Source organism: Streptococcus timonensis (genome assembly GCF_047463455.1).
Lineage (GTDB): Bacteria > Bacillota > Bacilli > Lactobacillales > Streptococcaceae > Streptococcus > Streptococcus timonensis_B.
Genome location: NZ_JASHDV010000001.1, coordinates 433,500 through 449,132, shown reverse-complemented (window position 1 = coordinate 449,132; position 15,633 = coordinate 433,500). Strand labels below are relative to the sequence as shown.

The window sequence follows — 15,633 nt, the reverse complement described above, 5'->3', positions numbered from 1 at the left end:
ATAAATTATGCTATGATGAGAGAAACTAGTCAGAAAAGAGGGAATAAGATGGAAATTCGTTTAGCCTTTCCAAATGAAGTTAATGCAGTTATGAAGGTAATTGAAGATGCTAAAGAGACTCTTGCTAAAGCTGGTAGCGACCAATGGCAAAATGCTTATCCTAATGCTGATATTATCATTGAAGATATCATCTCAGGCCAAGCCTATGTAGCACTTGAAGAAGGAGAAGTTATCGCCTATGCAGCTGTTACTAGGAGTCCAGAAGCTACATATGAAGCTATCTATGAAGGTAAATGGCAAGGCGGAGAATCAGAGTATCTTGTATTCCATCGTATTGCTGTAGCTGCAGCTGTTCAAGGACAAAAGGTTGCTCAGACCTTTTTAGAAGGACTAATTGAAGGCTTTGACTATCTAGACTTCCGTTCAGATACGCATGCTGAAAATAAGGTTATGCAACATATCTTTGAAAAACTTGGGTTCCAGCAAGTCGGCAAGGTCCCAGTGGATGGGGAGCGCTTGGCCTATCAAAAAATAAAATCTAATGCAAAATAAGTTTGCAAAAACACTCTATACTTCTCCAATTGGACTCTTGTCTATAGTGGCCAACGACCACTATTTATTTGGTATTTGGGTGGAGGGCCAAAGTCATTTTGAAAGAGGCCTTATAGCTGAAAATATAGAAGAGGTTAAGACTCATCCTATCTTGAATCAGGCTATTTCTTATTTGGATGACTATTTTTTGGGTCAGAATCCGAGTTTGTCGGAGCTTCCTCTCGCTCCGATTGGAACAGATTTTGAAAAGAAGGTTTGGTCTTACTTGCGGGAAATTCCCTTTGGAACTACAGTAACCTATGGACAAATCGCTAAAGACCTAAGTGTAGCTTCTGCCCAAGCAATTGGTGGAGCAGTAGGTCGTAATCCGTGGTCCATTCTAGTACCTTGTCACCGAGTACTTGGAGTAAACAAGCGACTGACAGGCTATGCATCAGGACTTGAAAGGAAAGCTTGGCTCTTGGATTACGAAGGGGCAGATTACAAAAATTAGAAAGTGAATATATGTTAGAATTTATCGAATATCCAAAATGCACAACTTGTAAAAAAGCAAAAAAGGAACTTGATCAGCTAGGCCTTGAATATAAAGACGTTCATATAGTAGAAGAAACACCAAGTGAAACGGTGATTTTAAACTGGTTAGAAACTTCAGGATTTGAATTAAAACAGTTCTTCAATACGAGTGGAATAAAATATCGTGAGCTTGGTTTGAAAGATAAGCTTGGAACTTTATCTAATAAAGAAGCAGCTAAACTCTTAGCTAGTGATGGAATGTTGTTAAAACGACCAATTCTTGTGAAAGATGGACAAATTCAGCAGATTGGCTACCGTAAAGAATACGAAGAGTTAGCATTAAAATAGATTTTACTTATCTCCATGATAGAAAAAATATATGTCGTAGCTATTTGAAAGTATGATAAACTATTAGATAGGCAATATTTGTTCTTATCCGTAGCAAATAATTTCAATAAATGTGAAAGTATGATAGAATGAATCATTATCTTGAGAGGGTTTTTCTATGAATGTTACAACAGTTTTAGCATCAGATTGGTATCAAAATTTGATGCAATATATACCAGATGGCAAACTCTTTAGTTGGCGTTCGGTTTTTGATGGTATTCCAAGGATTGTCCAACAATTACCCACAACTTTGATGTTGACAGCATGTGGTGCTTTTTTTGGTATCATGCTAGCCCTAGTCTTTGCTATTGTGAAAATCAATAGGGTTAGATTTCTTTATCCATTACAAGCTTTTTTCGTTAGTTTCTTAAAAGGGACACCTATTTTAGTTCAGCTAATGTTGACTTATTACGGGATTCCATTAGCTTTGAAAGCATTGAATCAGCAATGGGGAACTGCTTTAAACATTAATGCAATTCCAGCAGCAACGTTCGCGATTGTGGCATTTGCTTTTAATGAAGCAGCCTATGCTAGTGAAACTATCCGTGCAGCCATTCTTTCTGTAAATCCAGGGGAGATTGAAGCAGCTCGAAGTCTTGGTATGACTCGTGGTCAAGTTTACCGTCGAGTAATCATTCCAAATGCAGCGGTTGTAGCAACACCAACCTTGATTAATTCTTTAATTGGATTGACAAAAGGAACTTCTTTAGCCTTTAGTGCAGGTGTTGTAGAAGTCTTTGCTCAAGCTCAGATTTTGGGTGGAGCGGACTATCGCTATTTTGAACGTTTCATTTCGGTTGCTCTTGTCTATTGGGTGGTAAATATTGCTATTGAAAATCTTGGCCGTTTTATCGAGAAAAAGATGGCAATTAAGGCACCTGACAGCGTAGATACAGATCTGAAAGGAGACCTACGTTAATGATTAAGATTTCAAATTTAAGTAAATCCTTTTCGGGTCAAACTGTCTTAGATCACCTAGACTTGGAGATTGAAAAAGGAGAAGTTGTTGCTCTGATAGGTTCATCAGGAGCAGGTAAATCTACTTTTCTACGTAGTTTAAACTATCTTGAAACTCCTGATAGTGGTTCTATTCAGATTGATGATTTTTCAGTTGATTTTTCTCAAATTACTCAAGAGGAAATTCTGACTCTTCGTCGCAAACTATCCATGGTTTTCCAACAGTTTAATTTGTTTGAGCGAAGAACAGCTCTTGATAATGTTAAAGAAGGCTTGCTTGTTGTTAAGAAATTATCAAATCAAGAAGCAACCAAAATTGCTAAGGAAGAATTGGCTAAGGTTGGACTTTCAGACCGTGAACAGCATTATCCTCGTCACCTATCAGGGGGACAAAAACAACGGGTAGCCTTGGCGCGTGCTCTAGCCATGAAACCGGACGTTTTGCTTTTGGATGAACCAACCTCAGCTCTTGATCCTGAATTGGTGGGTGAGGTTGAAAAATCCATTGCAGACGCTGCCAGGTCTGGTCAAACCATGATTTTGGTAAGCCATGATATGTCATTTGTAGCTCAAGTTGCTGATAAGGTTTTATTCTTGGATAAAGGAAAAATCATTGAATCTGGAACGCCAGATGAAATTATCAATCATCCTAAAGAAGAACGAACAAAAGAATTCTTTGCTAGTTACAAACGAAGTTATATTTGATATAATAGAATACAAGAAAAACTCAGTTGGCTGTGCTAACTGGGTTTGCTCTTTAAAAATATAAGAAATGAGTGAGAGCATGCTACTACAAATATTCACTTTGTATATAGAGAGCCTACTTTTAACCATGTTGGTCATCTTAATTGTATTAGGGATTTGGATTGGGTTGAGAGCTTTATCAGGTGTGGATAAGACAGCTAAGGCACGTCAAGCCCACCTCTATGATATGATGATGATTGGTGTATTAACAACTCCTGTGTTATCCTTTGCAACGATGAGTCTATTGTTAGTAATCAAGGCATAATACTTGTATAATTGAAGTTGTTTAGATAGAATAAAAATAGTTACAACAAGAAAGAAGGAAACAGAATGTACGATACGATTATTATCGGTGCAGGTCCTGCCGGGATGACTGCAGCCTTGTATGCGGCTCGCAGTAACCTAAAAGTTGCTTTGATTGAAGGAGGCCTTCCTGGAGGTCAGATGAATAATACTTCTGATATTGAAAACTATCCAGGTTATGCCAATATTAGTGGTCCAGAGTTAGCTGAAAAAATGTTTGAACCACTTGAAAATCTAGGTGTCGAGCATCTATATGGTTTGGTAGAAAATATTGAAAACCATGGTGATGTTAAGAAAGTAATCACAGATGATCAAGAATTTGAAACTCGCACAGTTATCGTAGCGACAGGTTCAAAACATCGTCTCTTGGGAGTTCCGGGTGAAGAAGAACTGAATAGCCGTGGAGTTTCTTACTGTGCAGTCTGTGATGGAGCCTTTTTCCGAGACCAAGATTTATTGGTTGTAGGTGGAGGAGATTCGGCTGTTGAAGAAGCAATCTTCTTGACTCAGTTCGCCAAATCTGTAACCATCGTTCACCGTCGTGATGAACTTCGTGCTCAAAAGGTTTTGCAAGATCGCGCCTTTGCTAATGATAAAATCAAATTCATTTGGGATTCAGTTGTTAAAGAAATCAAGGGTGAAAATCGTGTTGAGTCTGTAATGATTGAAAATGTTAAGACTCATCAAGTAACTGAACATGCTTTTGGTGGAGTGTTTATCTATGTAGGTTTGGATCCTGTTAGCGAATTTACAAAGGATTTACAAATACAAGATGAGTCAGGTTGGATTGTGACAGATATCCATATGAAAACTGCAGTGGATGGTATTTTTGCAGTTGGAGATGTACGTCAGAAAGACCTCCGTCAAATTACAACAGCAGTTGGAGATGGAGCTATTGCAGGTCAAGAAGCCTATAAATTTATTACTGAACATAGTTAAAAAGTTTCCAATCATTTGATTGGAAACTTTTTTATAATCGATTTCGGAAGACTTCGTACATAAGAATAGCAGCAGCAACACTGGCATTGAGACTTTGTACGTGTCCATTCATTGGAATAGTGATCATCTCGTCCACTTGCTTTTTGATGTTACTTGAGATACCTTTTCCTTCATTTCCGATAATGAGGGCAACTTTGCCACTTGTGTTCCATTTATGGCAAGGAGTTCCGTTCATATCAGTTCCAAAAGTCCAGAATCCCTCGTCTTTGAGTTTATCCAAGGTTTGACTGAGATTAGTGACTCGGGCAATAGGAACGTGCTCGATAGCACCCGTTGCTGTTTTTGCAACGACAGGAGTAACACCAACAGCTCGATGTTTAGGAATAATGACACCTGAAACATTGGTTGCATCCGCTGTTCTCAAGATAGAACCGAGATTATGTGGATCTGTTAAACCATCAAGAATTAGCAGTAGTGGGTTTTTTTCTTGACGGGTCTTTGCAAGAATCTGCTCAAGTTCTGTATAGGCAAATTCAGAAACACGCAAAACAAAACCTTGGTGAACAGCACCCTCAGTCATTTCGGTAAGAGATTTTTTTGAAGTCCAAGAAATAGATACTTTCTTTTCGGTAGCTAGTTCCTTAACTTTTTCTACGTTTTTTCCTCGTAAATCATCCTGGAGATAGAGTTTATTTCCTGTGTTTGCTAAAAGTGCTTCAGTGACGGCATGAACGCCATAGACAATATCATTTGTTTTCATCATTTTTTATCTATTATTTAAATGCTAGGGCAAATCGATATCAATTAGATTTTATTGAATACCTTTTGACTCAGTTTCTTGTCTATTCAAGGATAAGGAGTCCATCCTTGATAGCGAAAGGATCTTTTTCATTAATGCGATCGTAGAACATGACACCATTTAAGTGGTCGATTTCATGTTGAACTACGATTGAGTTGTAGCCTTTAAGTTTAATGCGGTGTTTTTCTCCGTCCTTATCGAAATAGTCAACAGTTACTCGAGCGTGGCGGATAACATATCCAGGAACAGCACGATCTACAGACAAGCAGCCTTCACCCTCTCCTAAAGCAGCGTCTTGGACTGAGTGCGATACGATTTTGGGATTATACATCACGGCTTGTAAATCATATGCTTCTTGAGGTGTTTCATCTTCTTCGGTAATGTTTGGAACTAAGACAGCAATGATTCGTTTAGAGATATCAAGCTGAGGTGCCGCAAGACCAACTCCTCCACGTAGCCCTAATTTTTCGGCCATGACAGGGTCTTGGGAGTGTTTAAGAAATTGCATCATTTTCTCTCCGAGAATGATATCTTGATCACTTAGGGGGAAGCTTACTTCTTCGGCAACAGCGCGAAGTGTCGGATTTCCCTCGCGGATAATATCTTTCATATCAATTAAATGAGCAGCTTTGGTAATTCGTTCTATAGCAGACATATTCTCTCTCCTTTTCTTACTCTTCATGATAACACAAAATGACCTAGAAAGAAAGCGCAGAAATTCATCGCTAGATGAAATACAAAACTGTCTATGATATAATAAAGAAAGAGTACTTGCATCAAAAAGCAGGGAGAAAATATATGGAAAAACGTAGTCAGAAGAGAAAAAATAGAACTGTTTTACAAATGATAAGTAAGCCTGTTGGATTTTTTAAGAATTATACTCAGTGGAGTAACAGGACTTTTATCATAGTATTATTGCTAATAGTTGCTCTTTCAATGTTATTGATTTTTTTATTAGAAACTAGTCACGGAATATCATTCAATAGTGGTGATTCAGCCGTATTGCAGCAAGGGTCTAATTCTCGGAAAAATCAAAAAGAGGCAGAGCAAGAAACCAGCGCTCGAATAATGGCTCACGGAGATTTGCTCTATCACGACATCATCTACTTTTCAGCAAGACAAGAAGACGGTAGCTATGATTTTCATGAAAATTTTGATTATGTGAAGCCGTGGTTTAAGAAAGCGGACTTGCTTATTGGAGATTTTGAAGGAACTATAAATCAGAACTACAACCTAGCTGGCTATCCTTTATTTAATGCTCCAGAAGAAGTGATGGATGCCATCAAGGATGCGGGTTATCAGGTGCTAGATTTGGCACACAATCATATACTTGATTCTCAGCTAGAAGGAGTTATTTCTACAGCTGCTACGATTGAAAAAGCAGGTATAACACCTATTGGAGTATATACTCATGAGCCACGTGACCAGGCACCTCTAGTGATCAAAGAAGTGAATGGCATAAAAATTGCTTTGTTAGCTTATTCTTATGGATTCAATGGTATCGAGGAGTATATTTCTGCAGAAGACTACAATCATTACTTATCTGACTTGAATGAAGATAAAATGAAGGCTGAGATTGAACGTGCTGAAAAAGAGGCAGATATTACAATTGTCATGCCCCAAATGGGTATCGAGTATCAATTAGAGCCGACTGAAGAACAAAAAAATCTCTATCATAAGATGATTGACTGGGGAGCAGATATTATCTTCGGTGGACATCCCCATGTAGTGGAACCAGCAGAGACAGTTAAAAAAGATGGAGACAAAAAGCTGATTATCTATTCGATGGGAAACTTCCTATCAAATCAACGCATTGAGACTATGCAAGATGTAGAGAATGCTAAGTGGACAGAGCGTGGAGTTCTGATGGATTTAACCATAAAGAAAAAAGCTGGAAAGACAATAATCGAAACTGCAGAGGCTCATCCAACTTGGGTTAATCGCACATCAAAAGGAACTTATTCGCCAGAGGGATATTTGCTTTACCTTTATCAGACCTATATTTTGGAGGACTTTATAGAAGGTGGTCCTCATCGCGATAAATTGGATGAAGAAACTAAGGAAAGAATTGATACTGCCTACAAAGAAATGAAAGAATTTGTAGGATTGAAGTGGTAGAAAAGGAGAAATCATGACAATTAAGCTGATTGCAACAGATATGGATGGGACAATACTGGATTCCCAAGGTCTTCTAGACCTACCTCGTTTAGAGAAAATTTTAGATAGACTAGATGAGAAGGGAATACGTTTTGTCATTGCGACTGGAAATGAAATTCATCGTGTACGGCAGTTGCTCGGTAACTTGGCTGATCGTGTAGTTCTAATTGTCGCAAACGGAGCAAAGATTTTTGAAAATAATCAATTAATCCAAGTTGAAACCTGGGATGATGAATTGGTGGAAAAAGCTTTGACATTTTTTAAAGGACAAGAGTGTCAGAATCAATTTGTCATCACAAGTATGAATGGTGGATTTGTTAAAGAAGGTACTATTTTTACCCAACTTGAAAAATTTATGACACCAGAAATGATTGAGCTTTTTTATCAAAGAATGAATTTTGTGGAGGAACTGCATCCAGAACTTTTTGGAGGAGTTCTCAAAATGAGTTTGGTGGTTGGAGAAGATAGAACGGATCAAGTTCAAGAAGATTTTAATCAAGTATTTAATGGTCGTGTTCAGGCCGTTTCCAGTGGCTATGGTTGTTTAGATATTATCCAAGATGGTATCCATAAAGCATGGGCTTTACAAGAACTCCTTAAACGCTGGGATATCGAGTCTGAGGAAATCATGGCGTTTGGTGATAGTGAAAATGATGTTGAAATGTTGGAATTAGCTGGAGTGGCCTATGCCATGGAAAATGCGGATGACAAGGCTAAAGCGGTGGCGACAGACATTGCTCCTGCAAATAGTCAAGGAGGCGTCTATCAAGTCATAGAGGACTGGTTAGATAAGAATATTTAAAAGACTGAGGAAATTGATAGAAGGGATTGCCTGGTAAATAGATTTTTGCATTTTTACCATAGATAGGGTATAATAGTTCTATTGTCTTTTGGGGTCGTTACGGATTCGACAGGCATTATGAGGCATATTTTGCGACTCGTGTGGCGACGTAAACGCTCAGTTAAATATAACTGCAAAAAATAATACTTCTTACGCTCTAGCTGCCTAAAAACCAGCAGGCGTGACCCGATTCGGATTGCTCGTGTCTGATGACAGGTCTTATTATTAGCGAGATACGATCAAACTTTGTCTAGCAGTTTGGTAAGAGATTTATAGGCTCGCAGTTCCTAGGCTTGAGTTATGTGTCGAGGAGCTGTTAAAACAAGACATAACCTATGGTTGTAGACAAATATGTTGGCAGATGTTTGGACGTGGGTTCGACTCCCACCGGCTCCATTATATAAATAAAAAAACGCTGAGAAATCAGCGTTTTTTTATGTTAGAGTTTTAAAAAAGTAATTGCTTTTGTTTTTATTTACGGAAGACATGGGATTCGAACCCACGCACGCTTTAACACGCCTACCGCGTTTCCAACACGGCCTCTTAAGCCTCTTGAGTAATCTTCCAATACTTACTAACCTAGTCTACCATAAAGCCTTCTTTCTTGCAAATTTATTTGAAGCTGAGGAGTTAGTGATAGAAAATGAAAGAAAGTGACAAAAAATGCTTGACTTTGATTTTTTTTATGATAGAATGAATAATGTAATCGTTAACAGGAGGTAAACTAATGCTAAAAAGTGAACGAAAACAGGTGATTTTAGAAGAATTGAAACAGCATAAAATCGTCTCTCTAGAGAAATTAGTAGGCTTGTTAGATACTTCAGAATCAACAGTTAGACGTGATTTGGATGAATTGGAATCTGAAAATAAACTTCGTCGAGTGCATGGAGGAGCAGAGTTGCCTCACTCCTTGCAAGAAGAAGAAACCATTCAAGAAAAATCTGTCAAAAACCTTCAAGAGAAGAAGTTGATTGCTCAAAAAGCATCTTCCCTCATCAAAGAAAAAGATGTTATCTTTGTGGATGCAGGAAGTACGACAGCCTTTCTCATTAAAGAATTGGAGCGAAAAGACATTACAGTAGTAACCAATTCCATTCACCATGCAGTTCAATTAGTGGATAAGCAAATCCCAACGGTGATTATAGGTGGTGGAGTCAAGATGACAACAGATGCCAGTATTGGAGGAGTGGCTCTTAACCAAATTAACCAATTACACTTTGATCGTGCCTTTATTGGAATGAATGGTGTAGATGAAGGTTACTTTACAACTCCAGATATGGAGGAGGGAGCTGTTAAGCGTGCTATCTTAGAAAATGCTAAACAGACTTATGTTTTAGCAGATTCATCTAAGATAGGTCAGTCTTGCTTTGCTAAGGTTGCCCCTATAAAACGTGCTATTGTCATTACAAGCAAGGGTCATGAGCTCTTGCCAGCTATCAAAGAAAAAACGGAGGTAATAGAAGTATGATTTATACAGTCACACTCAATCCATCTATTGACTACATTGTCCGTTTGGATAAAGTAGAAGTTGGTAGTGTCAATCGTATGGATAGTGATGATAAGTTTGCTGGTGGTAAAGGTATCAATGTTAGCCGTGTCTTGAAGCGTTTGGATATTCCGAATACAGCGACAGGCTTCATCGGAGGCTTTACTGGAAAATTTATCACAGATACTTTAGCTGAAGAACAAATTGAAACGCAATTTGTACAAGTGGCAGAAGATACGCGTATTAATGTCAAGATCAAAGCAGACCAAGAAACAGAAATCAATGGGACAGGTCCTACTGTTGAAGCAGAGCAACTTGAAGAGTTGAAGGCTATTCTTTCTAGTTTGACAGCAGAAGATACAGTTGTATTTGCGGGTTCGAGTGCTAAAAACTTGGGTAATGTTATTTACAAAGAATTAATTGCTTTGACTCGTCAGACAGGCGCTCAAGTAGTCTGTGACTTTGAAGGTCAAACCTTGATTGATAGTTTGGATTATCAACCACTTTTGGTCAAACCAAATAATCATGAACTGGGAGCTATATTTGGAGTCAAGCTTGAAAGCCTTGATGAAATAGAGAAATACGCTCGAGAACTGCTGGCTAAAGGTGCTCAAAACGTTATTATTTCTATGGCTGGCGATGGAGCCCTTCTGGTAACATTAGATGGAGCTTATTTTGCTAAACCGATTAAGGGAACCGTGAAAAACTCAGTAGGTGCTGGTGACTCTATGGTTGCTGGATTTACAGGTGAATTTGTCAAATCAAAAGACGCCGTAGAGGCCTTCAAGTGGGGAGTGGCATGTGGAACAGCAACGACATTCTCAGATGATTTAGCAACTGCAGCATTTATTAAAGAGACTTATGAAAAAGTTGAGGTAGAAAAAAGATGAAAATTCAAGATTTATTAAGAAAAGATGTCATGTTGCTTGATTTGCAAGCAACTGAAAAAACAGCAGCTATCGAAGAAATGATTCATAGCTTGGTAGAGCACGGATATGTTTCAGATTTTGAAACTTTTAAAGAAGGAATCTTAGCGCGTGAAGCTTTGACTTCTACAGGTTTGGGCGACGGTATCGCAATGCCTCACAGCAAAAATGCTACTGTTAAGGAAGCAACTGTTCTCTTTGCTAAGTCAAACAAGGGTGTTGACTACGAAAGTTTAGACGGGCAACCAACTGACCTCTTCTTTATGATTGCTGCTCCAGAAGGTGCCAATGATACTCACTTGGCTGCCTTGGCAGAATTGTCACAATATTTGATGAAAGACGGATTTGCTGATAAACTTCGTCAAGTAACATCAGCTGATCAAGTCATTGAACTCTTTGACCAAGCTTCAGAAAAAGCTCAAGAACCAGTACAAGCTCCTGCGAATGAATCTGGTGACTTTATCGTAGCAGTTACAGCTTGTACAACAGGAATTGCCCACACATACATGGCCCAAGAAGCTCTTCAAAAAGTGGCTGCGGAAATGGGTGTAGGTATCAAGGTTGAAACAAATGGTGCTAGCGGTGTTGGCAACAAATTGACTGCAGAAGATATCCGTAAGGCTAAAGCTGTCATCATTGCTGCAGATAAAGCAGTTGAAATGGATCGTTTTGATGGTAAACCATTGGTAAATCGTCCAGTAGCAGACGGTATCCGTAAAACTGAAGAATTGATCAACCTTGCTCTTTCTGGAAATGCTGAAGTTTATCATGCTGCTAATGGAGCTAAAGCAACAACAGCATCTAATGAAAAACAAAGCATTGGTGGTGCCTTCTACAAACACTTGATGAGTGGTGTATCTCAAATGTTGCCATTCGTTATCGGTGGTGGTATCATGATTGCCCTTGCCTTCTTGATTGATGGTGCTATGGGTGTGCCAAATGAAAACCTTGGAAATCTTGGTTCTTACCATGAACTCGCTTCTATGTTCATGAAAATCGGTGGTGCAGCCTTTGGTTTGATGCTTCCAGTATTTGCAGGATATGTTGCTTACTCAATCGCTGAAAAACCAGGTTTGGTAGCAGGTTTCGTAGCTGGTGCTATCGCCAAAGAAGGTTTTGCCTTTGGTAAAATCCCTTACGCTCAAGGTGGTGAAGCAACTTCAGCTCTTGCAGGCGTATCATCAGGTTTCCTAGGAGCTCTTGTTGGTGGATTTATCGCAGGTGCCTTGGTGCTCTTGATTAAGAAATACGTGAAGGTTCCTCGCTCACTTGAAGGTGCTAAATCAATCCTTCTCTTGCCACTTCTTGGAACAATCTTGACAGGCTTTGTCATGCTTGCTGTAAATATCCCAATGGCCGCAATCAACACTGGTATGAATAACTTCCTTGCTGGTCTTGAAGGTGGTTCAGCTGTCCTTCTTGGAGTCGTTCTTGGAGGAATGATGGCTGTCGATATGGGTGGACCTGTCAATAAAGCAGCTTACGTCTTTGGTACTGGTACTCTTGCAGCAACAGTAGCAACAGGTGGTTCAGTAGCCATGGCAGCAGTTATGGCTGGAGGAATGGTTCCACCACTTGCAATCTTTGTCGCAACTCTTCTCTTCAAAAATAAATTCACAAAAGAAGAACGTAACTCTGGTTTGACGAACATCGTTATGGGCTTGTCATTCATCACTGAAGGTGCGATTCCATTTGGTGCAGCTGACCCAGCTCGTGCTATTCCAAGCTTTATCCTCGGTTCAGCAGTAGCAGGTGGACTTGTTGGTCTTGCAAATATCAAACTCATGGCACCACATGGAGGAATCTTCGTTATCGCCCTTACAACAAATGCCCTTCTTTACCTTGTCTTTGTCTTGGTAGGAGCAATTGTCAGTGGTGTAGTTTACGGTTACCTACGCAAACCATTAGAAAAATAATTACAATAGATTCAAATGACTGAACACGAAAGTGGTCAGTCATTTTTTTAACCCCTCGAAAAGTTCATGAAATATGATATAATAGAAGCATGGCAAACAAGAATACAACTAAAACAAGACGTAGACCGTCTAAAGCAGAATTAGAAAGAAAACAAGCGATTCAACGAATGTTGATTTCCTTAGCTTTGGCTATCTGTTTAATTTTTGCAGCTCTCAAATGGGGAGCTGTCGGAATTACTGTTTATAACCTAATCCGCTTACTCGTAGGGAGTTTAGCATACTTAGCTATTTTCTCTCTCTTGATCTATCTATTCTTCTTTAAATGGATTCATAAACAAGAAGGCTTGCTAGCAGGTTTCTTCTTTATTTTTGCAGGCTTACTCCTCATTTTTCAAGCTTATCTGGTTTGGAAATTTAGCATGGCAAACGCTGTTTTCCAAGGGACTGCCGGACAAATTTTTAAAGATTTAACGAGCTTTCAAGTAACTAGTTTTGCTGGTGGAGGATTGTTAGGGGTTGGTCTTTACATCCCTATCGCCTTTCTATTTTCAAATATTGGTACCTACTTTATTGGTACTATCTTTATCTTGGTCGGACTGTTGTTGGCTAGCCCTTGGTCTATCTATGACATTGCTGATTTCCTTGCAGCTCGCATGAGCATATGGATGGAAAGACGCGAGCAGAGAAAACAAGAACGCTTCATCAAACGCGAAGAAGAAAAAGCTCGTAAAGAAGCAGAAGAGCAAGAGAGATTACTGCGAGAACAAGAAGAACAAGAGGCCTTACCTTTACCTCCAATCGATATGGAAACTGGAGAAATTTTATCAGACGAATCACTGCAAGAATTTCCTCCACTTCTAGAGGAGGAATGGGTGGAACCTGAGATTATTCTCCCGAAAGCTGATTTTGATTGCCCTGAAGAAGGTAACTATCTAGAAGAAGTTTACCCTGAAGAAGATGATGATAACGAAGAGGTTGAAGTAGATTTTTCTGCTAAAAAAGCCTTGGAGTATAAACTCCCAAGCTTGCAACTCTTTGCACCTGATAAACCAAAGGATCAGTCTAAAGAAAAGAAAATCGTTCGCGAAAATATTAAAATTTTGGAAGAGACCTTCGCAAGTTTTGGTATTAAAGTGACTGTAGAAAGAGCAGAAATTGGACCATCTGTTACTAAGTACGAAGTCAAACCTGCAGTTGGTGTCCGTGTCAACCGTATTTCAAACCTAGCAGACGATTTAGCTTTGGCTTTGGCTGCTAAAGATGTCCGTATTGAAGCACCGATTCCAGGGAAATCCTTGGTAGGTATCGAAGTTCCTAACTCGGAAATTGCAACTGTATCCTTCCGTGAGCTTTGGGAACAATCTCAAACAAAACCTGAAAATCTTTTAGAAATTCCACTTGGGAAAGCAGTCAATGGAACAGCCCGTAGTTTTGATTTGGCAAAAATGCCTCACTTGCTAGTAGCGGGTTCTACTGGTTCTGGTAAATCCGTTGCTGTTAATGGAATTATTGCAAGTATTTTGATGAAGGCCCGCCCTGACCAGGTTAAGTTTATGATGGTGGACCCTAAGATGGTTGAGTTGTCTGTCTACAATGATATCCCTCATCTCTTGATTCCAGTTGTGACCAACCCTCGTAAGGCCAGCAAGGCCCTTCAAAAAGTCGTTGATGAGATGGAAAACCGCTATGAACTTTTCGCCAAAGTCGGAGTACGAAATATTGCTGGTTTTAATGCTAAGGTTGAGGAATTCAATGCTCAATCCGAATACAAACAAGTACCTTTACCTTTAATTGTTGTGATTGTGGATGAGTTGGCTGACCTCATGATGGTTGCTAGCAAGGAAGTAGAAGATGCCATTATCCGACTTGGACAGAAGGCGCGTGCGGCTGGTATTCACATGATTCTTGCAACTCAGCGTCCTTCGGTTGATGTTATCTCTGGTTTGATTAAGGCCAATGTGCCGTCTCGTGTGGCTTTTGCAGTTTCTTCTGGAACGGATTCACGTACGATTTTGGATGAAAATGGTGCGGAGAAATTGCTTGGTCGAGGGGATATGCTCTTTAAACCAATCGATGAAAATCACCCTGTTCGCTTGCAAGGTTCCTTTATCTCTGATGATGATGTGGAACGTATTGTTAGCTTCATTAAGGCTCAAGCAGATGCTGATTATGATGACAGTTTTGATCCTGGAGAAGTTTCTGAGTCAGATGGTGATTCTGGCTCTGGCGATGAGGGTGGGGATCCACTCTTTGAAGAAGCCAAGGCTTTAGTAATTGAAACTCAAAAAGCAAGTGCCTCTATGATCCAACGTCGTCTATCTGTTGGTTTTAACCGAGCAACTCGATTGATGGAAGAATTAGAGATGGCAGGTGTTATTGGACCTGCTGAAGGAACAAAACCTCGAAAAGTCTTACAACAATAAAAAATAGCTTCTTTCCGAAATCGGAGAGAAGCTATTTTGTTATGGATTTGCTTTATTATCTGTGGCAGCTGTATCTGATTGAGCAGCTCCTTCAGTCTGATTTTGTTGAACATTGTTAGGAGCTTGAGTATTTTCTTCAGGTTGAACCTTGTTGTCATTTTTATGATCAACTCCACTAGTTGCAGCATTAGTATCTTGGTTGTTTCCTTGATGTTGAGAAGGACTATTAGATTCAGCAGGAGTTTCCTTTTGGATTTCTTTGATAATGGTTGTTTGCGTAACAGGACTAGTATCTGCTTTCTTTTGTTCATTGGACTTCATTGCATTGCTAATGGTAATCGTCGCAGTGATAATTCCCAACATACTACCGATCAAGGTTAAGGTTTTCTGAAAAGCAGATAAACCTTTCTTGATGTGATGGCTAGCCTTGCCAGTTTCTTGACTGTCTTTGTTTGTTTTTTTATTTTGGCGAGAATAGTTAGACATAATGTTTTTTCAAACTCCTTTGCAAAACTAAATATGAATTTGGATTCATTTCATATTTTCATTATACGTTTTTTATTTTAAATTGTCTTAAAAAAATAAAACTTTTAGTTTTGAAAACGCAACCAGTAGATTTTTTTCTTTAAAATGTTAAGCAAGAAGTTTGGTGATAAATCATAACTGGTGGATTGAAGGTTAAAAGATGCT

At 39.2% G+C, this 15,633-nt stretch carries 16 protein-coding genes, 1 tRNA gene and 1 other RNA gene; 14 read left to right on the top strand and 4 right to left on the bottom strand.

Going from position 1 to position 15,633, the window contains the following annotated elements; genetic code table 11:
• Positions 1-48: 48 nt before the first annotated feature.
• The 7 genes from QM847_RS02375 to trxB all read left to right on the top strand — a co-directional run bounded on the left by QM847_RS02375 (position 49) and on the right by trxB (position 4,395).
• On the top strand, positions 49-552 hold the full coding sequence (locus tag QM847_RS02375) for an N-acetyltransferase family protein (RefSeq protein ID WP_414353515.1): 504 nt from the start codon (positions 49-51) through the stop codon (positions 550-552).
• Positions 542-1,045: a methylated-DNA--[protein]-cysteine S-methyltransferase gene (locus tag QM847_RS02370; RefSeq protein WP_414353513.1), complete on the top strand. Its 504-nt coding sequence runs from the start codon at positions 542-544 to the stop codon at positions 1,043-1,045. The genes QM847_RS02375 and QM847_RS02370 overlap by 11 nt, the downstream gene beginning before the upstream one ends.
• An 11-nt stretch (positions 1,046-1,056) precedes the next feature.
• Positions 1,057-1,413, top strand: a complete 357-nt coding sequence (locus QM847_RS02365; protein WP_414353511.1) for a Spx/MgsR family RNA polymerase-binding regulatory protein — start codon at positions 1,057-1,059, stop codon at positions 1,411-1,413.
• A gap of 157 nt (positions 1,414-1,570) precedes the next feature.
• On the top strand, positions 1,571-2,371 hold the full coding sequence (locus QM847_RS02360) for an amino acid ABC transporter permease (protein ID WP_414353509.1): 801 nt from the start codon (positions 1,571-1,573) through the stop codon (positions 2,369-2,371).
• Entirely contained in the window at positions 2,371-3,114 is a 744-nt protein-coding gene (locus QM847_RS02355; protein WP_414353507.1) for an amino acid ABC transporter ATP-binding protein, read from the top strand. Before QM847_RS02360 ends, QM847_RS02355 begins: the two co-directional genes overlap by 1 nt.
• A 79-nt stretch (positions 3,115-3,193) precedes the next feature.
• Entirely contained in the window at positions 3,194-3,418 is a 225-nt protein-coding gene (locus QM847_RS02350) for a DUF4059 family protein (protein WP_414353505.1), read from the top strand.
• Between the two features lie 65 nt (positions 3,419-3,483).
• Positions 3,484-4,395, top strand: a complete 912-nt coding sequence (gene trxB, locus QM847_RS02345) for a thioredoxin-disulfide reductase (RefSeq protein WP_414353503.1) — start codon at positions 3,484-3,486, stop codon at positions 4,393-4,395.
• Between the two features lie 31 nt (positions 4,396-4,426).
• Here trxB and rlmB read toward each other — a convergent pair whose 3' ends face one another.
• Positions 4,427-5,155 (bottom strand): 23S rRNA (guanosine(2251)-2'-O)-methyltransferase RlmB, encoded by a 729-nt coding sequence (gene rlmB / locus QM847_RS02340; protein WP_414353762.1) that lies wholly within the window; start codon positions 5,153-5,155, stop codon positions 4,427-4,429.
• A gap of 82 nt (positions 5,156-5,237) precedes the next feature.
• Positions 5,238-5,849, bottom strand: coding sequence for a peptide deformylase (def, locus tag QM847_RS02335; RefSeq protein WP_414353501.1), 612 nt, complete (start codon positions 5,847-5,849; stop codon positions 5,238-5,240).
• A gap of 143 nt (positions 5,850-5,992) precedes the next feature.
• Between def and QM847_RS02330 the strand changes: the two genes are divergently transcribed.
• The 3 genes from QM847_RS02330 to ssrA all read left to right on the top strand — a co-directional run bounded on the left by QM847_RS02330 (position 5,993) and on the right by ssrA (position 8,591).
• Positions 5,993-7,312: a CapA family protein gene (locus QM847_RS02330; RefSeq protein ID WP_414353499.1), complete on the top strand. Its 1,320-nt coding sequence runs from the start codon at positions 5,993-5,995 to the stop codon at positions 7,310-7,312.
• Between the two features lie 13 nt (positions 7,313-7,325).
• Positions 7,326-8,153, top strand: coding sequence for a Cof-type HAD-IIB family hydrolase (locus QM847_RS02325; protein ID WP_414353497.1), 828 nt, complete (start codon positions 7,326-7,328; stop codon positions 8,151-8,153).
• Between the two features lie 90 nt (positions 8,154-8,243).
• Positions 8,244-8,591, top strand: a transfer-messenger RNA (tmRNA) gene (gene ssrA, locus QM847_RS02320).
• Positions 8,592-8,670: 79 nt separating this feature from the next.
• Here the strand turns inward: ssrA and QM847_RS02315 are convergent.
• A tRNA-Ser gene (locus tag QM847_RS02315) sits at positions 8,671-8,758 on the bottom strand.
• 161 nt (positions 8,759-8,919) lie between these two features.
• Here QM847_RS02315 and QM847_RS02310 point away from each other — a divergent pair.
• The 4 genes from QM847_RS02310 (at position 8,920) to QM847_RS02295 (ending at position 14,943) form a co-directional block, all read left to right on the top strand.
• Positions 8,920-9,660: a DeoR/GlpR family DNA-binding transcription regulator gene (locus QM847_RS02310; RefSeq protein WP_414353495.1), complete on the top strand. Its 741-nt coding sequence runs from the start codon at positions 8,920-8,922 to the stop codon at positions 9,658-9,660.
• Entirely contained in the window at positions 9,657-10,568 is a 912-nt protein-coding gene (gene pfkB / locus QM847_RS02305) for a 1-phosphofructokinase (protein ID WP_414353493.1), read from the top strand. Before QM847_RS02310 ends, pfkB begins: the two co-directional genes overlap by 4 nt.
• Complete coding sequence (locus QM847_RS02300; RefSeq protein ID WP_414353491.1) at positions 10,565-12,520, top strand: fructose-specific PTS transporter subunit EIIC; 1,956 nt, start codon at positions 10,565-10,567, stop codon at positions 12,518-12,520. Before pfkB ends, QM847_RS02300 begins: the two co-directional genes overlap by 4 nt.
• An 89-nt stretch (positions 12,521-12,609) precedes the next feature.
• On the top strand, positions 12,610-14,943 hold the full coding sequence (locus tag QM847_RS02295) for a DNA translocase FtsK (protein WP_414353489.1): 2,334 nt from the start codon (positions 12,610-12,612) through the stop codon (positions 14,941-14,943).
• Between the two features lie 39 nt (positions 14,944-14,982).
• On the opposite strand, the gene QM847_RS02290 is transcribed toward QM847_RS02295, so the two are convergent.
• Positions 14,983-15,429: a DUF6556 family protein gene (locus QM847_RS02290; RefSeq protein ID WP_414353487.1), complete on the bottom strand. Its 447-nt coding sequence runs from the start codon at positions 15,427-15,429 to the stop codon at positions 14,983-14,985.
• Positions 15,430-15,633 lie beyond the last annotated feature (204 nt).